The organism is Microbaculum mangrovi (assembly GCF_051390635.1).
Lineage (GTDB): Bacteria > Pseudomonadota > Alphaproteobacteria > Rhizobiales > Tepidamorphaceae > Microbaculum.
Window position 1 is genome coordinate 594,025 of sequence record NZ_JBPODT010000002.1, and the last position, 24,659, is coordinate 618,683.

The 24,659-nt window shown below is 64.8% G+C and carries 22 protein-coding genes; 13 read left to right on the top strand and 9 right to left on the bottom strand.

Features of this window, described 5'->3' with window-relative positions; translation table 11 throughout:
* The first annotated feature begins 122 nt into the window (after positions 1-122).
* The 4 genes from ACSF9G_RS09265 to ACSF9G_RS09280 all read left to right on the top strand — a co-directional run bounded on the left by ACSF9G_RS09265 (position 123) and on the right by ACSF9G_RS09280 (position 5,089).
* Positions 123-1,712 carry a GMC family oxidoreductase gene (locus ACSF9G_RS09265; protein WP_436640794.1) on the top strand — a complete coding sequence of 530 codons (1,590 nt, stop codon included), beginning with the start codon at positions 123-125 and terminating at the stop codon, positions 1,710-1,712.
* Between the two features lie 9 nt (positions 1,713-1,721).
* Positions 1,722-3,164, top strand: coding sequence for an amidase (locus ACSF9G_RS09270; RefSeq protein ID WP_436640796.1), 1,443 nt, complete (start codon positions 1,722-1,724; stop codon positions 3,162-3,164).
* A gap of 88 nt (positions 3,165-3,252) precedes the next feature.
* A complete protein-coding gene (locus ACSF9G_RS09275; protein WP_436640798.1) occupies positions 3,253-4,278 on the top strand; it encodes an NAD-dependent epimerase/dehydratase family protein in 1,026 nt (341 codons plus the stop codon).
* Complete coding sequence (locus ACSF9G_RS09280; protein WP_436640799.1) at positions 4,265-5,089, top strand: GNAT family N-acetyltransferase; 825 nt, start codon at positions 4,265-4,267, stop codon at positions 5,087-5,089. Before ACSF9G_RS09275 ends, ACSF9G_RS09280 begins: the two co-directional genes overlap by 14 nt.
* Positions 5,090-5,143: 54 nt before the next feature.
* Here the strand turns inward: ACSF9G_RS09280 and ACSF9G_RS09285 are convergent, their stop codons facing one another.
* The 4 genes from ACSF9G_RS09285 to ACSF9G_RS09300 are packed head-to-tail and all read right to left on the bottom strand — an operon-like array spanning position 5,144 to position 9,676.
* Complete coding sequence (locus ACSF9G_RS09285) at positions 5,144-6,622, bottom strand: sugar ABC transporter ATP-binding protein (RefSeq protein WP_436640801.1); 1,479 nt, start codon at positions 6,620-6,622, stop codon at positions 5,144-5,146.
* A gap of 14 nt (positions 6,623-6,636) precedes the next feature.
* A complete protein-coding gene (locus ACSF9G_RS09290; RefSeq protein WP_436640803.1) occupies positions 6,637-7,713 on the bottom strand; it encodes a substrate-binding domain-containing protein in 1,077 nt (358 codons plus the stop codon).
* A gap of 26 nt (positions 7,714-7,739) precedes the next feature.
* Positions 7,740-8,726: an ABC transporter permease gene (locus tag ACSF9G_RS09295; RefSeq protein WP_436640805.1), complete on the bottom strand. Its 987-nt coding sequence runs from the start codon at positions 8,724-8,726 to the stop codon at positions 7,740-7,742.
* A complete protein-coding gene (locus ACSF9G_RS09300) occupies positions 8,723-9,676 on the bottom strand; it encodes an ABC transporter permease (protein ID WP_436640807.1) in 954 nt (317 codons plus the stop codon). The genes ACSF9G_RS09295 and ACSF9G_RS09300 overlap by 4 nt, the downstream gene beginning before the upstream one ends.
* Positions 9,677-9,943: 267 nt before the next feature.
* On the opposite strand from ACSF9G_RS09300, the gene ACSF9G_RS09305 reads away from it, so the two are divergent.
* The 8 genes from ACSF9G_RS09305 (at position 9,944) to ACSF9G_RS09340 (ending at position 18,072) form a co-directional block, all read left to right on the top strand.
* Entirely contained in the window at positions 9,944-10,657 is a 714-nt protein-coding gene (locus tag ACSF9G_RS09305; RefSeq protein WP_436640809.1) for a TetR/AcrR family transcriptional regulator, read from the top strand.
* Between the two features lie 147 nt (positions 10,658-10,804).
* Positions 10,805-11,866 carry a dihydrodipicolinate synthase family protein gene (locus ACSF9G_RS09310; protein WP_436640811.1) on the top strand — a complete coding sequence of 354 codons (1,062 nt, stop codon included), beginning with the start codon at positions 10,805-10,807 and terminating at the stop codon, positions 11,864-11,866.
* Positions 11,867-12,027: 161 nt separating this feature from the next.
* Positions 12,028-13,527: an aldehyde dehydrogenase family protein gene (locus ACSF9G_RS09315; RefSeq protein ID WP_436640813.1), complete on the top strand. Its 1,500-nt coding sequence runs from the start codon at positions 12,028-12,030 to the stop codon at positions 13,525-13,527.
* 51 nt (positions 13,528-13,578) lie between these two features.
* Positions 13,579-14,421, top strand: coding sequence for a branched-chain amino acid ABC transporter permease (locus ACSF9G_RS09320; RefSeq protein ID WP_436640815.1), 843 nt, complete (start codon positions 13,579-13,581; stop codon positions 14,419-14,421).
* A complete protein-coding gene (locus tag ACSF9G_RS09325) occupies positions 14,418-15,446 on the top strand; it encodes a branched-chain amino acid ABC transporter permease (protein ID WP_436640817.1) in 1,029 nt (342 codons plus the stop codon). Before ACSF9G_RS09320 ends, ACSF9G_RS09325 begins: the two co-directional genes overlap by 4 nt.
* Before the next feature lie 4 nt (positions 15,447-15,450).
* A complete protein-coding gene (locus tag ACSF9G_RS09330; protein WP_436640819.1) occupies positions 15,451-16,155 on the top strand; it encodes an ATP-binding cassette domain-containing protein in 705 nt (234 codons plus the stop codon).
* The gene (locus ACSF9G_RS09335) at positions 16,156-16,854 is read left to right on the top strand and encodes an ABC transporter ATP-binding protein (RefSeq protein ID WP_436640821.1); all 699 of its coding nucleotides are present in this window, start codon (positions 16,156-16,158) and stop codon (positions 16,852-16,854) included. It begins immediately after the preceding gene.
* A 42-nt stretch (positions 16,855-16,896) separates the two neighbouring features.
* The gene (locus ACSF9G_RS09340; protein ID WP_436640823.1) at positions 16,897-18,072 is read left to right on the top strand and encodes a substrate-binding protein; all 1,176 of its coding nucleotides are present in this window, start codon (positions 16,897-16,899) and stop codon (positions 18,070-18,072) included.
* Positions 18,073-18,156: 84 nt separating this feature from the next.
* Here ACSF9G_RS09340 and ACSF9G_RS09345 read toward each other — a convergent pair whose 3' ends face one another.
* The gene (locus ACSF9G_RS09345; protein WP_436640825.1) at positions 18,157-18,798 is read right to left on the bottom strand and encodes a cysteine hydrolase family protein; all 642 of its coding nucleotides are present in this window, start codon (positions 18,796-18,798) and stop codon (positions 18,157-18,159) included.
* Between the two features lie 314 nt (positions 18,799-19,112).
* Here ACSF9G_RS09345 and ACSF9G_RS09350 point away from each other — a divergent pair, with 314 nt between their 5' ends.
* Entirely contained in the window at positions 19,113-20,000 is an 888-nt protein-coding gene (locus ACSF9G_RS09350) for an amidohydrolase family protein (protein WP_436640826.1), read from the top strand.
* Between the two features lie 84 nt (positions 20,001-20,084).
* Here ACSF9G_RS09350 and ACSF9G_RS09355 read toward each other — a convergent pair whose 3' ends face one another.
* From ACSF9G_RS09355 to ACSF9G_RS09370, 4 genes are all read right to left on the bottom strand, one after another.
* A complete protein-coding gene (locus ACSF9G_RS09355; protein WP_436640827.1) occupies positions 20,085-20,930 on the bottom strand; it encodes a fumarylacetoacetate hydrolase family protein in 846 nt (281 codons plus the stop codon).
* A gap of 86 nt (positions 20,931-21,016) precedes the next feature.
* Positions 21,017-22,336 carry an aspartate aminotransferase family protein gene (locus tag ACSF9G_RS09360; RefSeq protein WP_436640829.1) on the bottom strand — a complete coding sequence of 440 codons (1,320 nt, stop codon included), beginning with the start codon at positions 22,334-22,336 and terminating at the stop codon, positions 21,017-21,019.
* A 148-nt stretch (positions 22,337-22,484) separates the two neighbouring features.
* Complete coding sequence (locus tag ACSF9G_RS09365) at positions 22,485-23,414, bottom strand: 2-hydroxyacid dehydrogenase (protein WP_436640831.1); 930 nt, start codon at positions 23,412-23,414, stop codon at positions 22,485-22,487.
* A gap of 43 nt (positions 23,415-23,457) precedes the next feature.
* Positions 23,458-24,612, bottom strand: coding sequence for a mandelate racemase/muconate lactonizing enzyme family protein (locus tag ACSF9G_RS09370; protein ID WP_436640833.1), 1,155 nt, complete (start codon positions 24,610-24,612; stop codon positions 23,458-23,460).
* Between the last annotated feature and the right edge of the window lie 47 nt (positions 24,613-24,659).

The following is a 24,659-nucleotide window of genomic DNA, read 5'->3' on the forward strand; positions in this document are numbered from 1 at the left end:
TCAATCCTTGTCGCCGATACACTTTCGAGGACGCCGGTCGACCGCATTGAGAGGCTGGCGTTGAAACGGTCCGGCGAAAGCCGGCCGAAGCATAACATGGCGAGGAAGCGAAGAGCACCGCAATGGCCGGCTTTGACACTATCATTGTTGGAGGGGGGGCGGCCGGCTGCGTGCTGGCGAACCGTTTGAGTGCGGACGAGAACCGGAAGGTCCTGCTGCTCGAGGCGGGCCCCGACGGAATGCCGGTCGCGGCGCGGATGCCGGGTGCCTGGATCAGCCTCATCGACACCGAGTATGACTGGAAGTACCACACGGTCCCTCAGGCGAACTGCCTTGGCCGGCGTATCGCCTGGCCGCGCGGCAAGTTGCTCGGCGGTTCGGGTTCGACCAACGCGCTGGTCTACATGCGCGGAACGCCATCCGACTATGATCGCTGGCGCTCCAAGGGCTGCGAGGGCTGGGGCTGGGAAGACGTGGTGCCCTGGTTCCGGAAGTCGGAGAGCAATCCGCGCCTCGCCGATTCGCCGGTGCACGGCAGTTCCGGCGAGCTTCCGGTTGTGGACGTGCCCGATCACGATCCCGCCGAGGAGCTCTGGGTCGAGGCGGCGCAGGAATACGGACTGCCGTACAATCCGGATTTCAACAGCGGCGACCAGTATGGCTGCGGCTTCTTCCAGGTGTTCATGAAGGACGGGGAGCGTGACGGTCCGGCGACCGCCTTTCTCGATCCCGTCCGCGCCAGGCCCAATCTCACCGTCGTGACCTCGGCCTTCGTCACACGTCTCCTCGTCGAGAACGGACGGGTGCGCGGCGTCGAGTATCTCCGCAACGGAAAGCCGGAGACCGCGATGGCCGATGCCGAGGTCGTTCTCGCCGGCGGCACCATCAACACGCCGCATCTGATGATGCTGTCCGGGATCGGACCGGCCGACCACCTGAAGGAGCACGGCATCGCGGTCGTCCATGACCTGCCGGGCGTCGGGCAGTCGATGCAAGATCACCTCAATTGCGTCGTCACGTTCGTCACGAACGAAAAGTTCGGAATCGGCGGGATGACGGCGGCCGAATTCGAGCAGGCGGCCGCCGAGTGGAGCGACAGCCGCACCGGGCCGATGGCAAATCCCTGGTCGACAAGCGGCGGGCACGCCAACTCGCGGCCGGGCCTCGCCGAGCCCGACCTGCAGATCTACGGGATCGCTACGCCGCATCGGGACCATGCCCGCTACATGTCGACCGTGCCGGGCCTGTCGATGTTCAACGTGCTGCAGCGCCCGAAGAGTCACGGCACGCTGACGCTGCGCTCCGCCGATCCGCTGATGCACCCGGCGATCGACCCGAATTACCTGTCCGATCCGGACGGCGAGGACATGCGCTCCCTCGTTGGCGGCGTCGAGTTGAGCCGCGGCATTGCCGCGACCAAGACCCTGGCGCCGTTGAGGCTGCGCGAGGCTTTCCCCTCCGGTGAAGCGAAGACGAAAGAGGAAATCGCGCAGTTCGTGCGCGCCCAGTGCCAATCGATCTACCATCCCACGAGCACCTGCCGCATGGGGACGGACGACATGGCCGTTACGGACCCTGCAACATTGAAGGTGCGGGGCGTTGAAGGGCTGCGCGTCTGCGATGCCTCGGTGTTCCCCGACGTTGTGGCCAGCAACATCATGGCCACCGTCCTCATGGTCGCCGAGCGTGGCGCGGACTTCATCCAGAAATAGGGGCGAGGCATGACGAATATCACCGAGAGTCTCGTGCGTGAGTACGTCGAATCCGACGGGCTGGCGCTGGGCGAAATGGTCAGGAACGGCGATGTCTCGCCGGATGAGCTTGTCGAGGCGGCGATCGTCACCATCGAGAAGCTCAATCCCGAGCTCAATGCCGTGATCCACAAGCTCTACGATATGGGACGCGACGCGGCGACGTCGGTCGATCGGGACGCGCCTTTCGCCGGCGTGCCCTATCTGCTCAAGGAGCTGGCGACCGCCTGGAAGGGCGCACCCAACACCAACTCGTCCGCCTACCTGAAGGACGTGGTGGCCGACGCCGACGCCGAGGTGGTGACGCGGATCAAGAAGGCCGGGTTCGTGCTCGTCGGCAAGTCGAACGCGCCGGAAAACGGCTGGTCGATATCGACCGAGCCGAAGCTGTACGGCCCGACCGTCAATCCGTGGCGCGCCGATGTCACGGCCGGCGGATCGAGTGGCGGTTCGTGCGCCGCCGTGGCGTCGCACATGGTGCCGATAGCCGAGTCCAGCGACGCCGCCGGATCGATCCGCGTGCCGGCCTCCTGCTGCGGCGTGCTCGGCCTCAAGCCGTCGCGCGGCCGCGTCACGATGGCGCCGCAGGCCGACGCCTGGCACGGCGGGGCGTATTTCCTGTGCAATTCGCGTACGGTCCGCGATACCGCGGCCTATCTCGACGCCGTGGCCGGATTCCTCCCGGGCGATCCCTATACGCCGCCGGTGCCGGAGAGCAGCTGGCTCGACCTGTCGGTCAGGACACCGACGGCCCTCAGGATCGGATACTCGGTGACGCCGCCTGACGGGCGCCCGATCGATCCAGAGGTCAAGGCGGTGGTGCTCGAAACCGTGCGTGTCCTCGAAGGCATGGGCCACATGGTCGAGGAGCACGACATGCCCCTCGACGCGGACGAGGCCTGGAAGACCTATACCCACATGAGCTGCGTGCAGACCGCGGCCATCTTCGAATGGCTTTCGGCGGTGGTCGGCCGACCGGTGACCAAGGATGACGTGGAGCCGATAACCTGGGCGGTTATCGAGCGCGGCCAGGCAACGAGCGGGATCCGTCACATCTCGGATGTCGAGGCGGTGCGCCAGATCGGCCGTCAGATAACCGCCGATCTGGTAGACTACGACGTCTTCCTGACGCCGTCGCTGACTCAACTGCCTCGGCCCGTCGGCTACTACGACATGTCCGGGACCGATCTCGACGCCTACAACGCCAAATGGACCGACGCCGTCTTCCAGTTCCCGTTCAACATGTCGGGGCAGCCGGCGATGTCGCTGCCGCTCGGCCAGTCAAAATCGGGCCTGCCGATCGGCGTCCAGGCGGTCGGCCGCTATGGCGACGAGGCGACCGTTCTGGCGCTGGCCACGGTTCTGGAGCAGGCCATGCCATGGGCCGGCCGGCGCCCGCCGGTCTGCGCTTAGGGGTTATCGAGGAATTCACAGAGGCGTTGCCGGCTGCCTGAGCGGCGGCGCGTCGACGGTTGTTACGGAGACTGATCAGAAAATGAACATGCCGAGTTTGCCCAGCGGTTTCGCAGATGAGGCCTCTCTCGACGACTTCATGTCCACTCCGACGCCGGAGCTGATCGAGGATCTCGCCAAACTCGAGGGTGACATCCTCATCCTTGGCGCCGGCGGCAAGATGGGGCCGACGGTCGCGCGCATGGCCAAGCGCGCCGCTCCGAACAAGAGGGTCGTCGCCGTCGCCCGTTTCTCCTCCCCGGGCCTGATGGACGAACTCGCCGGTTACGGCGTCGAGCCGGTCGTTTGCGACCTGCTCGATCGTGAGGCCGTCCAGGCGCTTCCGAAGCTGGAGAACGTGATCTTCATGGCCGGCTTCAAGTTCGGCGCCGACAGCGACCCGGGCATGACCTGGGCGATGAACGTTCAGGTTCCGACCTTTGTCGCGGAAGCTTTTCCCGGTTCGCGCATCGTCGTCTTCTCGACGGGCTGCGTTTACCCGTTCGCCAATGTGAAGGAGGGGGGCAGCACCGAGGATGTCGCGCCCAATCCGCCTGGAGAATATGCCATCACCTGTCTCGGCCGCGAACGCATGTTCGAATACTACTCCGGGCTTAACGGCACGCCTTGCCTGATTTACCGCCTGAACTACGCGATCGATCTGCGCTATGGCGTGATCCACGATATCGCCCAGAAGATCCGCAACGGCGAGCCGATCGACGTCTCGATGGGGCATGTCAATCTGATCTGGCAGGGCGATGCCTGCGCCCAGGCGCTGCGCTGCCTGCTGCATTGCCAGTCGCCGGCGGTGCCGCTCAACGTCAGCGGCCCCGAGATCATCTCCGTGCGCTGGCTCGCCCAGGAACTGGGACGGCGCATGGGCACGGAGCCGAGTTTCGTTGGTGAGGAAGCGGACTTTTCGTGGGTCACCAATACCGCCCGCGCGGTCCAGCTCTTCGGCTATCCGCATGTGTCGTTGATGTCGATGCTGGACTGGGTGGCCGACTGGGTCGCCTCCGATCGTCGCAGCCTGGGCAAGCCGACCAAATACGAGGTGCGCAGTGGCGCTTACTGACGGTCTCCGCGAGATCGTCCTGTCGCCGGATGACATGGCCGGCGCCTTGGCGCTCTCCGACGAAGCCGGCTGGAACCAGACCGCGGACGATTGGCGGATATTCATGGAGAGCGGCGAAGCCTATGGCGTGCGTACCGGCGATCGCCTGGTGGCCTCCGCCGCCATCCTGCCGTTCGATGGTGGCATCGGCTGGATTTCCATGGTTCTCGTGACGGCCGACTGGCGCCGCCGCGGCCTGGCCTCCCATCTGATGAACCGCTGCATTGCCGCTCTGAGGGCGCGGGGCGTCGCCTCGCTGCTCGATGCCACGCCGGAGGGCGCGCATGTCTACGGTCAGCTCGGCTTCGTGACGCAGTGCGCCATGGCGCGCTGGCGCGGGCAGGGGCAGGGCAAGGGGGGCGCGACGCCGGTGACGCCCGGGCTGCGGCAACGGCTCCTCGAGCGCGACCGCGTCGTCTTCGGAGGCGACCGAGGAATCCTGCTTGAGCCCTTCCTGGACCGCGACGGATCTTTCGTCGTGGGCGCCGACGACGATTTCGCGATCGTGCGTCGCGGCCGCAAGGCGATGCAGATCGGTCCTCTGGTCGCCGGCAGCGCGGACGCCGGCAAGGCGCTCCTGGAGCAGGCGATTGCAATCGCCGAGGGACCGGTAATCGTCGACCTGCTCGATGCCGGAGCGGCGCTCGCACCGGTTCTGGAGGCGCACGGATTCCAAGCGTTCCGGACGTTCGAGCGCATGATACTCGACCGCGACGCGCTTCCCGGTCAGCCGTCCGCGCTGATGGTCGCGATCGGTCCCGAATTCGGCTGAAGGCCGCCGGATCCGGCTGCCGCCGACCGGGGCGCCAAGCGGCTCCCCCGCCGCCTAAGCGGCTTCGGTGCCCGTCGCGGCGGCGACCAGCGCATGCTCGCTCAAACCATCGTTGTTCATCATCGCCTGCACTTCGCCGTGGCGCACGATGGCGATGCGATGGCTGAGCGCCAGGACCTCCCCAAGTTCGGATGAGATCACGATGATGGCGACGCCGTCGCCGGCCAGATCGCGAAGCAGCTGGTAGATATCCTCGCGGGCCGCGACATCGACACCGCGCGTCGGCTCGTCGCAGATCAGGACCTTGGGTTTTGCCAGCAGTGCGCGTGAAAACAGCACCTTCTGCTGATTGCCGCCGCTGAGCGAGGCGATGGAGACGTCGAGCGACCCGGCCACCAGGCGCAGCCGCTTCAGGATGGCGGCTGCGTCCTTCCGCTCGCGCCGCAGCGAGAGAATACCGGCCGATGAATACCGATCGAGCGCGGCGGCCGTCGCGTTCGTCGGAATGGGAAGCGGCCCGAAGATGCCGTCGGTCTTGCGATCTTCGGTCAGGTAGACGAGCCCCGCCTTCAACACGGCGGCCGCGTTGTCTGCCAGCGGCGCGCCATCCATTTCGGCGGTGAAGCCGGTACGCGGCAAAAGCCCCGCCAGGCGACGCGCGATCGAGGTGCGGCCGGCCCCGACGAGCCCGGCCAGACCGAGGATCTCGCCTTCGCGGAGGTCGATGTCGCTGCCATCGCTCGTCAGCCCGCGCATGGACAGGACGACGTCGCCGCCTTCCTTGGGCTCCGGCGGTGAAAGAGGAGCCAGAGCCTCGTGCCCCGTCATCAGCTCGACGAGCTGCTTCTGATCGAGATCGGCTTTGTCGCGTGTGGTCACGTGCCGGCCGTCGCGCATGACGCTGACCGTGTCGGCGATCTCGAAGATTTCCTCGAGTCGGTGCGAGATGTAGAGAACCAGCAGGCCACGCGCCTTGAGCGTGCGGATGACGTTGAAGAGCTTGGCCTGTTCGGAAATGGAGAGGACCGCGGTCGGCTCGTCGAGGATCAGAACCCGGGCGTCGCTGGCCAGGGCCCTGGCGAGTTCGACAAGCTGGCTGTCCGCCACCCCGAGGCGACCGACGACGGCGTCCGGATCGAGGTCGATATCGTAGCGCGCGAGCAGCGCCTTCGCCTCCTGCGAAGCGCGTGCGCGATCGACGATGCCGAACGACTTGCGGAACTCGTGGCCGAGGAAGATGTTGTCGGCGACCGTCAGTTCGGCGATCGAACTGAACTCCTGATAGACGATCGAGATGCCGGCGCTGCGCGCGTCGGCGGGCGAGGAAAATTCGACCGGCACGCCATCGAGCAGGACGTCCCCCGACGTCGCTGGAATCGTGCCGGACAGGATGTTCATGAGGGTCGACTTGCCGGCGCCGTTGGCGCCGCAGACGGCGTGCACTTCGCCGGCCTCGGCGGAGAAATCGACGCCGTCGAGGGCGAGGACGCCGGGAAACCGCCGGGTCAGTGCACGCGTCTGCAGCAAGGCCATGAACGATCTAACCCTTATTGCGGCAGAAATTCGGTCGGCAGGTCGGTCTTGAACCAGTCGTCGGGCTTGTCCGACTCATGGAGCTTGGAGGCCACTTCCGGCGACAGATAGCGGGTCGGAACGACCGTGGCCGTCGTCGTCGGCGCGCCCGTCAGGATGGATACCGCCTGTTTCACCGCGGCACGGCCGACATCCAGGCCGCTCGTCACCGATCCCCACTTGCCTTCCTTGGCGACCAGCTTGACCCAGCCGTTGTAGTCGTCGCCGGGAGAAAGCGTCAGCTCCTCGAGACGGCCGGCTTCGTCGAATGCCTCGTAGATGCCCATGGACATCTGGCCTGCCGGGGAAAACGCGCCGTCGATTTCGGGGAACCGCTGCAGCAGGTTCTCCGTGAGCTGCTTGGCCTTGGCACGGTCCCAGTCGCCGTATTCCGCGCTGAGCAGTTCGATGTCGGGATAGTCCTTCAGCTTTTCCTCGAGCACGGCGAGCTGAACGACGGCGGCCGACGAACCGGCGATCGGCAGCATGGCGAAAATCTTGCCCTTGCCGTCGAGCGACTCGATGAAGTTGTCGACCACCTGTTCGGTGTAGCCCCACTGGTTGACATAGGCGTTCGAGGTGACCGCGGGGTCACGCATGAAGTTGTAGCCGATGTTGATGGTCACGACGCCCTGGTCGTGGGCCTTCTTCAGGACCGGAAGGATGGCCTTCTCGTCCACCGGCCAGAACAGGATGGCGTCGACGCCGCTGGTCAGCAGGTCTTCGATATCGGCGGCCTGCTTGGTCGGATTGAAGCCCGCGTCGGTAATCTTGAGTTCGGTGATCTCGGGATGAAGCGATGCCTCGTACTTGATCATCTGGGCGGTGAAGTTGATCCACGCATTGCTCAGATAGCCGGCCGAAATACCGATCTTCAGGTCGCCGTCCTTCTTGTAGGGGGCGGTGTCCAGCGGCTCGTTGGCCCAGGACATAATCTGGTCGTAGGTCGACTTCTTGGTCAGGTCGAGTTCCTGTGCCATCGCCGGGATCGTCAGCGTGGCGGCGACGAGCATGACCGCTAACGTCGCCAGTCGTCTTGATAGGCTTCTCATGTGCAGTACTCCCTGTTGAATCTTGTTTATTCGTCTATGCGTCCACCGCCGCGCCGGCCGATCCAGGAATGGGCGGCAGACGCTGCGATGATGATCAGTCCCTTGATCGTCAGCTGGGCGGCGAAGGGGAGGCCGGCCATATTGGCCAGGTTCAGTGCGATGAAGAGAACAAGGACGCCGGCGAAGGTGCTTCCGACGCCGCCGCGGCCGCCGGCGAAGGTCGTGCCGCCAAGGATCACGGCCGCCAGCACGTCGAACTCCATCCCCATGCCCGGATTGGTGCCAGACACCCCCGTGCGCGCCAGCAGGGCGATGCCGCCAAGCGCCGCGAACAGGCCCGAGATGCAGTAGGCGATCACGGTCGTGCGATTAGCCGGAATGCCGGCGAGCCGTGCCGCCTCGGGATTGGCGCCGACCAGATACACGTTGCGGCCGAAACGGGTTCGCGACTGTATGAAAATTCCGATCAGCACGGCGACCACGAAGCAGATCACCAGCACCGGCAGGACGTTGCCGATGCGCCCGTTCAGCGCTTCGCGAAAGCCTGGCGAGGTGACACCTCGTGCCGTGCCGCCGGTGCCCATCTGGACGAGGCCGTAGACGACGATCGACATGCCGAGCGTCAGGATGAAGGAGGAGACGCGTCCGTAGGTGATGAGCAGGCCGTTCGCCAGGCCGACGGCCGCGCCGGCTGCGCAGGTGGCGACGAGCGCAATCCAGAGGTTCTCGGCCTTGCCGTCCATGACGAGGGCGCAGACGACGGCGCTCATCGACACGGTCGCGCCGACCGACAGGTCGACTCCGCGCATCAGCATGACGAAGGTGACGCCGATGGCGGTAATGCCGATCGGGGTCGCCTGGCGCATGAGGTTCCCCAGGTAGTTCAGTTTGAAGAACGCGTCCGAGACCATGCCGGCGGCGACAAGCAGTGTGATCAGGACGATCCAGACCGCCGCCTTATCGAGGGAGGGCAGGCTGGCCGCCAGCGGGCTGCGCTCGACTTTCGCGTTCATCCGGCGCTCGTTGCCCATCTGGGGCGATCCGACAGGATGGCCAGAATGACGATGACACCCTTGACCAGGATCTGCGTGAATGCCGGGACCTGATAGAGGTTCAGAAGGTTGTTGACCGTTCCCAGAAAAAGAACCGCGCAGACGATCGCAAGCACGTTGACCCGTCCCCCCTTGAGTGGCGTGCCGCCAAGCACGACGGCGACGATCGCATCGAGTTCGAGGCCGCTGCCGGCGTTGGGAAAGCCGGTGCCGAGCCGGCCGGCAAGCACCAGTGCGGCGATCGCGGCGCACAGGCCGGAAATCGCATAGGCGGCGCGCGTCAGGCCGTGGATGCTCAGGCCGGCTTTTCTGGAAGACGACGCGTTGTTTCCCATCGCAAGCAGATGCCAGCCGAAGACGGACCGCTGCAGCGCGTAGAACGCCACGGCGGCCACGATCAGGACCAGCAGTGTGGAGGCGGGAATGCCGAGCACGCGGCCGTGGGCGAGGAAGTCGATCGCGGGAATCGTGGTGCCTACGCTGCGGTCTGTCAGCATGAAAATGCAGCCCTGCAGCACGCTGAGTGTCCCGAACGTCAGGATCAGGGGCGGCATCCTGAGGCGGTTGATCAGTTCTCCGTTGATCAATCCGATCGCGGCGCCGAACACGAGGCACCCGCCAATGATGGCGGCGCCCCAACCCGGGAAGGCCTCGAAAGACATGGCGGCGATGACGGTGACCAGACCGACGAGTTGGCCCACCGACAGGTCGATCAGCCCGCCGGCAATGACAAAGGCCTGACCGATCGCCAGGAAGGCCAGCGTCGCCGACTGCTCGAGGATGTTCATAACGTTGTCGGCAGTACGGAACTGCTGATTAGTCAGCGCCCCGAAGGAGATCGCGGCCAGGAGCGCCCAGACAATCGGCGGCAGCGTGTAGTATACAGAGGCGACGAGTCGTATCGGGTGCATTGCCTGCGATCGCATAAGTAACTATATGGTTGGTTATCACGGACTGCGATTGCCGGTCAACAAGCGATGGCCATCGTGATGGCTTTGGCGGGGGTGACGTTCCACGTCGCGGCAGGGCCGCGGAGCTGATCGGCAGAGGGCAGGCGAATGCAGGGGCGTAGATGCGTGCCCTACGTAGTCGGGCGTGCGCATTTCGGCATCCTCGCGCTGTGATTGAAGTGGCGGGCGAGGCAGCGGTAGTCTGGTACAATCAGGAATGGGTCTGAGATGAGCGAAGACATTAGCCGTGAGGCTGTGAGACGACGCGTCAGCAAGGCGGCGGCGGTGCGCCGGCCGAAGCAGCCGAAGCAGGCGCGGCAGTCGCGGCCGCGCGATGCCGCGGCCACCCGTGCGGCCTTGCTGTCCACGGCGATCAGCGAATTCGCGGAGAAGGGCTTCGCGGGCGCCCGCGTCGACGAAATCGCCAACCGGGCGGGCGTCAACAAGCAACTGCTCTATCACCATTTCGGCAACAAGGACGACCTCTACCGGATCGCGCTGGAAACGGTCTATTCGGAAATCCGCGAGAAGGAACGGGCGCTGGACCTCGGCAACCTGTCGCCCGTCGAGGCGATGCGTACGCTCGTCGGCTATTCCTTCGATTACCTGGCCGAGCATCCCGAGTTCATAAAGCTGGTCAGCGACGAGAACGCCCAGGGTGCTCCGCACGCGGCGCAGTCCAAGGAGCTGACGGAGATGCACTGGCCACTCGTCGAGCTGCTGCGCGAGACGTTGGTGCGGGGCGCCAAGACGGGCGTCTTCCGCGACGATATGGATCCCATCAATGTCTACATCTCGATTGCCGGCATCTCCTATTTCTACTTTTCCAACAATCCCACCCTGTCCGCCATTTTCGGTAAGACGCTGAATGCGCCGGAGGCGATTGCGCTTCGTCGCAAGCACGTCATCGAGTTCGCTCTGGCCGCACTACGTAAAAACTAACTAGTTGGTTGACAATTTTTCCGCCGTCATTTCCAATAGCTGTCGATAGATGGCGTAACGACGGACGTGCGGTCTGTCGCCCGGCTTGATGCCGCCGTTCGCGGCCGGTGTCGGTGCGGGCGCAGGCGCTGAAAGCAGGGGCGGAATATGGGATTGCATCGTTCGGATCTGCCGACAGAGGTGATGGGCGCGCTAACCGCGGGTACGGTCATTCCGGCGCATCCGCTGGCGCTCGATTCCGCGCGCAAGCTGGATCCGCGTCGTCAGCGGGCGCTCACGCGCTACTACGTCGACGCCGGCGCGGGCGGTCTGGCCGTCGGTGTGCATACGACCCAGTTCGAGATCCGCGAAGCCGGGCTCTACGAGCCGGTTCTGTCGCTTGCCATGGAGACGGCCCGCGACTGGACGGCGCGTCCGCTTGTCATGGTCGCCGGGCTTGCCGGCAAGACCAGCCAGGCCGTCGCGGAAGCGCGCGTTGCCGCCGGCCTTGGCTATCATGCCGGCCTGCTCAGCCTGGCGGCGATGAAGGGGCTGTCCGCCGACGAACTGATAGAACATTGCCGGCAGGTGGCGCAGGAGATCCCGCTCATCGGATTCTATCTCCAGCCAGCGGTGGGGGGGCTGCCGCTCAACGCGGATTTCTGGCGCCGTTTCAGCGAGATCGATAACGTCGTGGCGATCAAGGTCGCGCCGTTCAATCGCTATTCGACTCTCGAGGTCCTGCGCGGCGTAGTGGACGCCGGCGCCGAGGAGCGCGTCACGCTCTACACTGGAAACGACGACCATATTGTCCTCGATCTCGCGCTGCCGTTTGCCATCCGGCGGGGGGACGAGGACGTCATCATGCGGTTCCGCGGCGGGCTGCTCGGCCACTGGTCGGTGTGGACGAAGTCGGCGGTCGATCTGCATGCCCGTATCAGGTCGGCTGTCGCCTCCGGGGCGCTGGACGCCGATTTGCTGGCGCTCGACGCCCGCGTCACCGATTGCAATTCAGCGTTCTTCGACGTCGCCAACAACTTCAAGGGCTGCATTGCCGGCTGCCATGAAGTGCTGCGCCGGCAGGGGCTGCTCGAGGGCATCTGGTGTCTCGACCCCGAAGAGACCCTGGGCGCCGGGCAGGACGCGGAGATCGACCGCGTGTACCGGCTGCACACGGATCTTGCCGACGATGATTTCGTCGCGGCCAACCTGGATCGCTGGCTGGCCTGAAGCCAGCACGTCTTCCGCCCGCAAATGGTATTCGGATATTACCAAATAACTGGTTGGTTGATTAATCCGGAAGCTTGCAATACGATTTTTCCGAGGATGGTGCCGATCGACGCTGTCGGGCGCGCACGGCTGCTGCTGATCAAACCCAAAGGTAGATAGAAATGGATCTTTCCAACGTTCCGTCCCTGATTAGCCCGGTCGTCTCCGAGTTCCTTTCGCGGCGACACAAGCACTACATCGGTGGCGAATGGGTCGACTCGGTTTCCGGCAAGACGACCACCGTGGAGGATCCGGCCACCGGCCTGACGTTGGCAACCGTCGCCGAAGGTGATGCGGCCGATGTCGATCTGGCGGTGGCCGCCGCGCGCAAGGCTTTCGAGAGCGGTCCCTGGCCGTCCATGAACCCCATCGAGCGCGGCAAGCTGATCACGCGTCTTGCCATGCGGATCGAGGAGCTGGCCGACGAGCTGGCGGAAATCGAGGCGATCGACGGCGGCAAGCCGCTCGCCTTCGCCCGCCATGGCGACATGACCCAAGTCTACGCGACCTATCACTACATGGCCGGCTGGGCGAGCAAGCTGAATGGCGAGCAGATCCAGGTGACCAGCGGTGGCGACGTGCTGGCCTATACGCTGCGTCAGCCGGTCGGCGTCGCGGGTCTGATCCTGCCGTGGAATTTCCCGCAGGTGCTCCTGTCCTACAAGCTGGCGCCGGCGCTCGCCACCGGCTGTACCGTGGTCATCAAGCCGGCCGAACAGACCCCGTTGTCGAGCATCCGACTTGCCGAGATCATTGAAGAGGTCGGTTTCCCGCCCGGCGTCGTCAATATCGTGACGGGCTTTGGCGATACGGCCGGTGCGGCGATCGCGGCCCATCCCGATGTGGACAAGATCGCGTTCACCGGGTCGACCGAAGTCGGCAAGATCGTTGCCCGCGCCGCAACCGGGACCATGAAGCGGCTTACGCTCGAACTGGGCGGCAAGTCGCCGGTCATCGTCTTTCCCGACGCGGACATGGAAAAGACCATTCCCGGAATCGCGGGGGCCGGTTTCTACCACCAGGGGCAGGTCTGCACCGCCGGCACGCGTATCTACGCCCACAAGTCGGTCCACGACAGGCTTCTCGAAGGGCTGGCCGAGCAGGGCGCGGCCTGGAAGGCCGGCCATCCGCTGCAGCCTGGCACCACGCTCGGCCCATTGATCTCCGACGAGCAGCTTCAGCGGGTCTCGCATTATATTGACGAAGGGCGCAAATCGGGCGCCAGCGTCGTCTCCGGCGGCAAGCGGATCGGCAATGCCGGCTACTTCGTGGAGCCGACGATCCTCGCCAATACCGATCACACGATGTCGGTTGTCCGGGAAGAGATCTTCGGCCCGGTCATCTGCGCGATGTCGTTCGATGACGACGATCTCGATCAGATCGCCAGATCCGCCAACGACACACCCTACGGGCTGGCCGCGTCCATCTGGACCAGCAACCTGAGCGTGGCTCACAAGATGGCGAACCGCATCAAGGCGGGCAACGTGTGGATCAACTCGCACAGCGCTTTCGACTCTGCGCTGCCGTTCGGCGGCGCGAAGCAGTCCGGCCTGGGACGCGAATGCGGGTTCGAGGCCATCAGGGCCTACACCGAACTGAAGTCGGTGAGCGCGGCGCTGTAGACGATCGGGGAGGGGGCATGTGGACTGTCGTAGCCTTGGGAGCGGCACGCGGTGACTCCTGAGCTGATACTCAACATTCTGACCACCTCCAGCATTCTGTTGCTGGTGGCGCTCGGGCTCGCCATCGTGTTCGGGCTGATGAACATCCTGAACATGGCGCATGGCGAGCTCGTCACCATCGGCGCATTCACCGTTTCGCTCGTGCAGGCGTTCGGCGGCAATTTCTGGCTTGGTGTGTTTGCCGCCGCCGTCGTCGGCGCGCTGTTCGGCCTGGCGCTCGAACGCGGATTGATCCGCTACCTGTACGGTCGGCCGCTGGGCGTGATCCTCGTCACCTGGGGCGTGAGCCTCATCATTCAGCAGGGTCTGCTGCTGGGATTCGGGCCAAGTCCGCAGCTCGTGATCGCGCCGGTCGAGGGCACGTTCGACCTGTTTGGTGTCAACTATCCGAGCTATCGCCTGATACTGATCGCCGCCGCGATCATTGTGACGCTGTGCGCCGCGCTGTTGCTGACGCGCACACGCTTCGGCCTGGATCTGCGGACCGTCATCCAGAACCGGGAAGTCGCCGAAATTCTCGGCATCGATACGCGACGGGTGTTCATGATCGCTTTCGCCGGCGCGTCGGCCATCGCCGCGCTCGCCGGCGCCCTGATCGCACCGATGAGCAAGATCGTTCCCACCATGGGGGCGGAATACCTGGCGCCGTCGTTCTTCGTCGTCATCGTCGGGGGAACGGGAAGCCTGCCCGGAGCGGTCGCCGGCAGTGGCCTGATCGGCGGGCTGCGCACCGTACTCGACTACCAGATCCCGAGCACGCTGTCGCAGGCGCTGGTGTTGATCGTGGCCGTCATCATCGTTCGCTTCCGCCCACGCGGCCTGGTGCCGGCATGAGCGTCGGCGAGCCTGTCAAAGCGGAAGGGCAAGCGGCTGCCGCGGCAAGCGGCGGGTCGAGGGGGCTGACCACTTTCGGCGTGCTGGTGCTGGCCGCGCTCGTCCTCTACCCGCTGTCCCTGTCCTCCTACCAGATGGACATCGCGCGCGATGCGCTGATCTTCGCGCTGCTCGCGCTCAGTCTGGACTTTCTCTGGGGGAAGACCGGCATCCTCTCATTCGGGCAGGCGGCGTTCTTTGGCATTGGGGCCTATTCCGTCGGAATCATCGGGCCGATGGTTCCCGGCGACAACGGCGCCCTGGCAGGCATTGCCGTCGGCATCGGGCTGGCCTTCGCCGTTTCGGTGATGGTCGGATACTTCCTGATCTTCGGCGGGGTGCGCGGAGCCTATCTCACCGTCGTCACGCTGGCGCTGACCTTGGTCTGCCGCAACATCGCGACCTCCTGGGCCAGCGTGACCGGCGGCGAGGCGGGCCTGATAGGCGCTCCGCCGCCCGGCATCGCGTTGGGCTCGTGGAGTGCGGTCGCCGACGACTCGCTCAGCCAGTATCTGTTGGTCGCAACGATCCTCGTTCTTGCCCTCGGGGCGATCTGGCTCGCGTGTCGAGGCCAGTACGGACGCATCCTGGCCGCTATCCAGGACAACGAGGTGAAGGCACAGGCGCTGGGCTACAACACCTCGGCGCACCTGCTGCTGGTGTTCGTCGTCTCGGGTGGTCTCGCTGCGCTCGCCGGGGGGCTCTATGCATCGGTTGCCGGGTTCGTGGCACCGGACCTCGTCGGGCTCCTGCTGACGACCCAGGCGATCGTCTACGTCGCGCTCGGCGGTCGCGGAAGCCTGATCGGTCCGGTTGTCGCCGCCGTGGTGGTGATCCGGCTTCAGCAGGAAGTCAGCAGCTACAGCTACGCCCTCTGGCCCTTGATGCTCGGCGGCTTCTTCATCGCCATGGTTTTCGTCTTCCCCGACGGGCTGCTCGGACCGATCCGCAGGCTGTTCGGCATGTTCGCCGGCGGCAAGAGGTAGGCCCATGGAAAGCCGGCCCATCCTGGAGGCAGTCGATATCTCCGTCCGGTTCGGTGGCGTCGTGGCCGTAGACGGGGTCAGCCTGACCATCGCGCCGGGCCAGATCTATTGCATCGTGGGGCCCAATGGTGCGGGCAAGAGCACCTTCTTCAATGTGCTGACGGGAACCGTGAGGCCGTCGACCGGCCGCATCCTGATCGACGGCCGGGAGTTCGCCGGCCGGCCGGTGCACGCCTTCGCGCGAAGCGGCGTCGCCCGCAAGTTCCAGGCGCCGAGCGTTTTTCCGAGCCTCACCGTTGGCGACAATCTGCGCGTTGCCCAGCGCGACCGGCAGGACGAACACGCCATCGCCGAAATCCTGACCTTGCTGGGAATGGCCGAGCTGGCCGGTATCGAGGCCAGCACGCTGGGACACGGGCAGCGGCAATGGCTGGAAATCGGCATGGCGCTCGCAACCAAGCCGCGCCTGCTGTTGCTCGACGAGCCGACGGCGGGAATGGGGCCCGACGAAACGCAACGCACGGTGTCGCTGATACGCCGGATTTCGGAATCGGCCGCCGTGATCGTGATCGAGCATGACATGGAGTTCGTGCGATCGCTGGCCGTGCACACGATGGTGCTGCACCAGGGCAGGCTGATCTCCCAGGGCTCGTTCGAGGACGTGGCGGAAGACGAGTTTGTCCGCGACGTCTATCTGGGGCGCAGATAGATGCTGAACGTTACCGACCTTACGGCGAGCTATGGTCCGGTTCCGGTCATCCGGGGCGTAACGTTCTCGATCGCGAAAGGCGAGGTCGTGGCCCTGATCGGTCGCAACGGCGTCGGCAAGACGACCTTGTTGCGTTCGCTGATGGCCATGTTGCCGGTGCGGCAAGGGCAGATCGAACTCGACGGCGAGGCCGTCGACACGCTCCGCACGCATCAGATCGCGCGACGCGGAATGATGCTCGTGCCGCAGGGGCGCGGGATCCTCTCGCGACTGACGGTGGGCGAGAACATCGCCGCCGGGATGCGTGCGGCGGGAGACCGTCAGCCGTTGCCGCTGGCCGAGGCCCTGGCCCCGTTTCCGGCGTTGCGCGAGCGCATCAACAATCCCGGCGGGGCGCTGTCCGGGGGGCAGCAGCAACAGCTCGCGCTCGCACGCGCCATGGTCAGCCGGCCCTCCATGCTGCTGCTCGACGAGCCGTCCGAGGGCGTTCAGCCGAACATCGTCCATGAGATTGGCGAGCTGATCGGCCGGCTGGCGAGCGAAACCGGCGTTTCGGTGCTGCTGGTGGAACAGAACATCGAGCTTGCGCTTCAGGCCGCCCACCGCTGCCTGGTCATGGAGAAGGGCCAGATCGTGCATCAGGGGCCGGTCGACGAACTCAGGGACGATGCGGTCCTGAAGAGGTATCTCGCGCTTTAGAAGACGGGAGCCAAAGAAAGCCTGCTACAGAAGGAGAGAACCATGTCGCGATTGCCTATTTCGAGAAGAAAGGCGCTCAAGGGTATCGGCGCCGCCGTTGCCCTCGGCACCCTTGCAAAGCCTGCCATCCTGCGTGCCTCCGATCAGGTCAAGATCGGTTTCATCGCGCCGCTCACCGGATCCGAAGCGATCCTCGGCGCCGTGCAGCTCCAGTGCTATCAGATCGCGCTCGACGAGCTGAACAAGGCGGGCGGCATCGGCGGGCGGGAGATCGTCTCCATCGTCGAGGACGACGAGACCAACGCCAAGGCCACGATCGACAAGACCCGCAAGCTCGTTGCGAAGGACAATGTCGATCTGGTGCTGGGCACGCTGGCGAGCTTCGAGCGGACGGCCGCGCTCAGCGTCACCTCGCGCGCCAAGAAGCTCTTCATCTACCCGACCTACTACGAGGGAGGCGACTGCTCGCCGCTGCTCGTCAACACCGGCCAGGTTCCCAGCCAGCAGATCGATCCGCTGGCGGAATATCTGACCGACAATGTCGGCAAATCCGTCTATGTCATCGGGCACGACTACAGCTGGCCGCGCGGCAGCACGGATCAGCTCAAGGCGGGTCTGGAGGCACGCGGCGGCAAGCTGGTCGGCGCCGAATTCGTGCCCTTCGGCATGAGCGATTTCGGTCCGTCCTTCGCCAAGATCAAGGAAGCCGATCCGGACATCGTCAGCTTCATGCTGGTGGCCGATGACGCCATCACCGCGGTCAAGCAGTACCGCAGCTTCGACATGAAGCAGCCGCTTGTCTTCCATGCCTGGGACGACGTCATGCTTGGCGCGGTCAGCCCGGCCGAGCAGGCCGGCATCATCGCCTCGCAGGGCTATTTCCAGCAGGTCGACACGCCGGCCAACAATGCGTTCGTCAAGACCTTCGCCGACAAGTTCGGCGCCGACAAGCCGATCAACTATATCGGCATTTCCTGCTACCAGACGCCGATGCTGTATGCCGAGGCGGTCAAGAAGGCGGGCAGCCTCGATCCCGAGAAGGTGGTCGCGGCCATCAGCCAGGTCGAGGTCGACGGTCCGATCGGGATGATGCGCGTCGAGGCCGACACGAACCACGTCGTCATGGGCAACTATGTCGCCCAGGTGACCGACAACGCCCAGTTCGAGATCAAGAAGCATACCGCTCCGACGCCGCCGCAGGCCGGCTGCACGCTCTGAACGCAACCACCAAACAGCAACGGCCCGGGCAACGCCCGGGCCGTTTTGCGTTCTGGTCGCCGCGGCCGCGCCGCGCGGGCGCCGTCAGGCCGGCAGCGCCTTGAGCACGTCGTCGGCCGTCGAGACCCAGCCGAACTTCATGGCGAAGTTCTTCAGCGTGGCGGCCTGGAGATCGGGCGCGAAGGAGGACACGCCATCCGCCACCATGGTGGTCCGGTAGCCGTGGTGAAAGGCTTCCCTGCCGGTTTCCTCGACGCAGATTTGCGACACGGTGCCCGTCAGGACCAGGGAGCGCACGCCGAGCGCGCGCAGCGTGGCGTCCAGCTCCGTGGCGTGAAACGACCCATAGCCGTACTTGTCGATGATCGGCTCGTCGCCGATGGGCGCCAGTTCGGCGATGATGTCGGTGCACTCTAGCTCGCCGCTCGCATCCTCATAGCGTCGGCTGGTCCCGCGCCAGCAGCACCGCGTCTCGTCGGTGCATTGCGGCGACCACAGCCACAGCAGGTCCTCCTCCTGCCGCGCGAGGAAGCGCGTGTATATCACCGGCGCGCCGATCGCGCGGAACCGGGTCGCCAGGCGCGCGATGTTCGCGACCGTCTTGCGGGCATCGGGAACCTCGAGCGGCGCGCCGACGCGCACGAAATCGTTCTGCATGTCGACGATAAGCAGGGCCGGATTTTCCAGGCGCTCGGCAACGGGCACATCTTCTGCGATACGGCTCATAGACTTCTTCTCTGATCGGCAATGGGTACGCAGACGTACCTTCACCGTCGCTCGCCGGTCTGTCAACCAGTTGGTTACTTATGGGCGGGTTTGTCGCCGGACGACGATCCCCAAACGGCCAAAGCGGAACCCGCACGGTGGCCGGCCGCATCCTGGACCGTACGCGTATCCATCACTCTCCCGCGTGTATTCGGCTAGATATAACGTTAAACTTATCGCATAATCAGGCTGCGAGGCAGCGAGATCGACCGTTAATCGCCCTGGGGGCCGATCGGGTGACATCCAACGCCGCCGCGTCAACGGAGAGCACTGGAATGATTGTCGACGTTCACACCCACACGCCGCAATATCGGAACGCAGTCCCGGAAGACCGGCGCACGATCAACACCTCCTGGCGGCCTGATGCCGCGCGTCCGTCGAACTACTCCTGGGCGGAGTATCGCCAGTCGCAGTCGGTGGTGGACAGGTCCATCGTCTTCGGAATTGCCTGGGAGCCCGGCGAACGGGTCGGCGGTACCAATGGCCCGCGCGACCATGGCGACGTGGCGGAGAAGGCCAACGACTTCACGGCGACGTTCGTCCACGCCTATCCGGACGAACTCATTGGCTTCATGTGCGTCCACCCATACGACGTCGACGCGCTCGACGAGATGGAGCGCAGCCGCGTCGATCTCGGCCTGCGCGGCGTGAAGCTGGGCGCCAACTACCAGGCCTACGACCCGCTCGACCGCCGCGCATTGGCGGTCTACCAGTATGCCGAGCGCCACGGGCTTCCGATCCTCTTCCACACCGGCACGTCGGCGGTGAAATCGGCGCCGATACCGGCCGCCCATCCTCTGACCGTCGACGAAATCGCCAGCCGCTATCCGGATCTGAAGATCATCATGGCCCACATGGGCCATCCCTGGACGGTGGATGCGACGGTGGTGGTGCGCAAGCACGCCAATGTCTACACCGACATTTCCGGCCTGTTCTATCGTCCGTACACCCACTACGAAGCCCTGATAAAGGCCACCGAGTGGAGCATCCTCGACAAGGTATTGTTCGGGTCCGATTTCCCCGTGACCACACCGACGGAGACGATGGCGGGCTTGCGCGCCGTCAACGATATCGTGGATGGCACGCGCATGCCGCGCGTGCCGCTCGACAAGATCGAGGAAATCATCCATCGCGACAGTCTGGCCCTGTTGGGGCTGGACTGATCGCGGTAGACGCGATCTGGAACGAAAAAAGGGCTCCAGACGAGTGGAGCCCTTTTCTGTTTGGAGTTTTGGAGTTGTCCGTTTCTACGCGTCGGCGACGAAACGCTGTTTCTGTGTTCCTAGGCCCTCGATGCCGAGTTCGACCACGTCTCCGTCCCTCAGATAGCGCGGCGGCTTGAGGCCCATGCCGACGCCTGGAGGCGTGCCGGTCGAAATGATGTCGCCGGGCTGCAGCGACATGAACTGAGACAGATAGGAGATCACAAAGGCGACGCCGTAGACCATGGTGTTGGACGAGCCGTCCTGCATCTTCTCGCCGTTGACGTTGAGCCACATCGCGAGATTCTGCGGGTCGGCGATCTCGTCGGGAGTCACGAGCCAGGGCCCGATGGGGCCGAACGTGTCGCAGGACTTGCCCTTGGTCCATTGGCCCGCGCGTTCGGCCTGGAAGGCGCGTTCAGACACGTCATGGACGAGGCAGTAGCCGGCAACGTGATCGAGGGCCTCGGCCTCGCTTACGTATTTCGCAGTCTTGCCGATCACGACGCCGAGCTCGACTTCCCAGTCGGTCTTTTCCGACCCGCGCGGGATCCGGACGTCGTCGTTAGGCCCGCAGATCGCGGACGTCGCCTTCATGAAGATCACCGGCTCGGGAGGGACGGTCGCGCCGGTCTCCGCCGCGTGGTCCGAATAGTTCAGGCCGATGCAGATGAACTTGCCGGTTCCCGCGACACAGGGGCCGACGCGCGGATTGGACTGAACGAGCGGCAATGCGGCAGGATCGAGCGCGGCGATCCGCGACAGGCTTTCCGGCAAGAGTGCCGCGCCGGCCAGATCGGAAACGTGCGCGGAGAGATCGCGAATGTTGCCGTCACTGTCGAGCAGCCCGGGCTTTTCAGCCCCTTGGTCACCATATCGAAGTAGCTTCATGGCCTTTTGTTCCTCAAGGATCTTATGGGTGCGCGCTGCGGTCGGTAGCATGCCTGAGGACAGGCATGCTCAAAACCGTTTGCCAATCAGGTGAGAGTGGAGACCACCTTTTCGGCCAGCTCGATGGTGCGGTCGATATCCGCGTCCGTGTGGGCCAGGGAGATGCTTCCCTGCTTGGTGATCACCGGGAACTGGAACACGCCTTCCTCGATCAGCGCACGTCGGAAGGCGATGTCGCGCTGGGCATCGTGGTTGAGCGCGATGTCGCGCCAATTCACCGGCGCATGATCCATGAAGTAGACGGCGAACGCCGAGCCCTGCCGCACGATGGTCGTTGCATAGTTGCGTGTCTCGAACACCCGCTTGAGCCCCGTCTCGAGCCGGGCGCCAAGACGCTCCAGCTCGCCGTAGACTTCCGTTTCGCGGGTCTTCAGGCGGGTCAGACAGGCCTTGGCCGCCGCGACATTCACCGGATGGCCGTTATAGGTGCCTGCCACGGCCACACGCTTCTCCGGCGACGGATCGCTGCACAGCTTCATGATCTCGCGCTTGCCGCCGATGACGCCCATTGGATAGCCGTTTGCGACTGCCTTGCCGAAGGTGCACAGGTCGGGCGTCACGCCGCACAACGACTGATAGCCGCCAAGCGCGTGACGGAAGCCGGTCTTCACCTCGTCGAAGATCAGGACGGTGCCGTACTTGTCGCAGAGGGCCCGCAGTCCTTCCAGATAGCCAGGGAGTGGCTTGACGATACCGATATTCTGCAGGATCGGCTCGAGGATGATCGCCGCGACGTCGCCCTTGGCGAGCGCGCGCTCCGCGGCTTCGAGATCGTTGTACTCGATTGCGCGGACGACCTCGTCGATGACCTTCGGCACACCGGCCGTGGTGACGCTGAGCGGATATTCCTCGCCCGGCTTGTGCGGTTCGACGAAGGATGCCGGGTCCATCAGGTTGTAGCTGACATAGTCGAAGCAGCCGTTGTAGCCGCCCTGCATCACCACCACGACATCGCGGCCGGTAGAGGCGCGGGCGAGACGCAGCGCATATCCAACCGCTTCCGAGCCGGTGCTGGTGAGCTGCAGCTGCTCGATGCCCGGAACGCTTTCCACGAGCAGTTCGGAGATCTCGGCTTCCCAGGGCATCGTTCCCGCACCGATCAGGGACGCGCCGGAACGAATTGCCTCGATGACCGCCTCGTCGACCTCCGGGTCGCCGTGTCCGAACAGATAGGGGGCGAAGCCGGCGTGATAGTCGATGTATTCCTTGCCGTCGACGTCGTAGAGATAGGCGCCCTTGGCACGCACAAAGAGCTTGGATGGATTGATGGCGCGATTGAGAGACATCGTGCCGCCTGCGATGTACTGGCTCTGCCTCTCAACGGTGTTTCGCAGATCTTCTGCCATGTCCTCGTCTTTCAATTTGTGCGTTGAAACCATTTCCCCGGCCTCCGCCTGACGGTGGGGCGCATCCCCTCAACCGGTTCTGCATGGGGAAAATGACAAAGATTTAACGTTAAGTCAACGCGAGAAGTGGTGAAAATGGGCGGTTTTGTCACGCCACAGGCGTCAAAAGCGGCTTGCCTGAGAAATGCGCGTCGAGGTTGGCGACAACCAGCGCGCCCATCGCATCTCGGGTCTCCTGGGTTGCCGAACCCTGATGCGGAGACAGGACGACATTCTCCATCGCCCAAAGGGCTTCGGGCACGTGCGGCTCGTCCGCGAACACGTCCAGGGCAGCGCCACCCAGTCCGCCGTTTGCCAGCAGGTCGACGAGGGCGTCCTGATCTGCGACCGACCCCCGCGCGACGTTGACGAACATGCCGTCGGGCCCGAGCGCTTCGAGCACCGCGCGACTGACCAGTTTCTCCGTGCCGGACCCACCCGGCGTGACGGCGACGAGCCAATCCACGTCGCCCGCCATGTCCACGAGATCCGGATAGAAAACGTAGGGCTGGCGCGGCTGGCGCGAGCGCCCGTGGTAGACGACACGCATCTTCATGGCCTGCGCGCGTGTTGCGATCTCCCTGCCGATGCGGCCAAGACCGACGATACCGAGCGTACAACCGCCAAGTTCGCGAAAGATCGGCAGATTGCCCAGGGGCCAACGGTTCTCGCGAACGTATCGGTCCGCCTGAGGCAAACGGCGCGCCAGCGACAGCATGAGACCGATGGTGAGTTCGGCGACCGCGTCGTTCAGGACGTCGGGCGTGTTCGTCACCCGGATGTTTCGCGCCTTGGCGCTTTGCACGTCTATGGAATCGTAGCCGACACCGAAATTGGAGATGATCTCCAGTGCCGTCAGCCGGTCCATGAGCGGCTTGGGGACACCGGTGCCGGCGATCGCGCGGATGCTGGCGCCAACCTCGTCGAACAGGCGTTCGGGGTCGTCGGCAGTATGAAGCTTGTGGACGACGAACCGCTCCGCGAGCGCCTTTTCCGCGCTTTCCGGCATTGCGAACGTCTGGAGGAGATGGATGCTCATGGTCGTGCCTGTCCTTTTCTGCTGGTCGGCCGGGTGGGCGGCCTCATGGCCAGAACGTGCTGCCCTCGACGAAGGCGTGCCGGGCCAGGATGTCGTCGGTCAGCTTGACGCCGAGGCCCGGCAATGTCGGTGCCGCGAACTTTCCGTCGACAAGCCGGAACGGTGTCTCCGCCAGTTCCTCCACCAGCGGCAGGCCATGCGTCGGATACTCGAGATAGCGCGCATTCGGGTCGGCGAAGGCGAGGCTGTAGTTCGCCGCCAGGCACGGTGCCATGCCCCACGAATGGTAGATCACTCCTACCCCGTGCGCCCGCGCAAGGGCGGCGATGTCCAGGCATTCGCCGATGCCGCCCGAGTGGGTGGGATCGGGCTGCACCCAATCGAGCGCGCCATGTTCGAAATAGGGGAGGAAATCCTTCACCCCGACGGCCGTTTCGCCCGCCGCGACCGGTACCGGCGAATGCTGCCGAACGAAGGCACAGCCCGCGTAGTCGCTGTTGCCGACCGGGTCCTCGAACCAAGTGATGTCGAATTTCTCGATTGCGTTGATGCGGGCGAGGGCTTCCTTTGCCGAGAACGGGGTGGGGTTGTGTCCCATGACCGCGTCGACCATCAGCTCGATATCCGCCCCGAGGACGTCGCGGCACAGACGCACCTTCTCGACATCCTCGGCGACGGACCTGCCGATCCGGATCTTCACGGCGCGAAATCCGCGCTCCAGATAGCTTTCCATCTCCGCGACGAGCTGATCGCGCGGCGCATCGGTGCCGCCGCTGGCATAGACGGTGATGGCGTCGTGGGCCTTGCCGCCGAGAAGCTGGTGGAGCGGCACCCCGAGCGCCTGTGCCTTGATGTCCCACAGCGCCACCTCGATGGAGCCGGCCACCATCAACGGCAAGCCGGCCTTGCCCCACGCAAGCGACTTCGAACGCATCCGGTGAAAAAGTGCGGTTGCCTCGGTGGCATCCTCGCCTATCAGGAGCGGCGCGTAGTTTTCCGTCAGGGCGCGTGTTGCCAACGGCGCGCTCAGCCCGGGATAATACGCTTCGCCGAAGCCGCGCAGGCCGCCGGCCGTAGTGACCTCGATGAGCGCGGTGTTCCAGTAGCGCATGTTTCCGCCGGCCCACCGGATGGCGGAGCGGCTGAGATCCTGGGTCAAGAGGTGGCAGTGGACGGTCGTGATAGACGTGTCGTTCATTGGTACGCTCCTGGTGACCGGTAGAAGGAATGGCGTCCGCGGGGCGG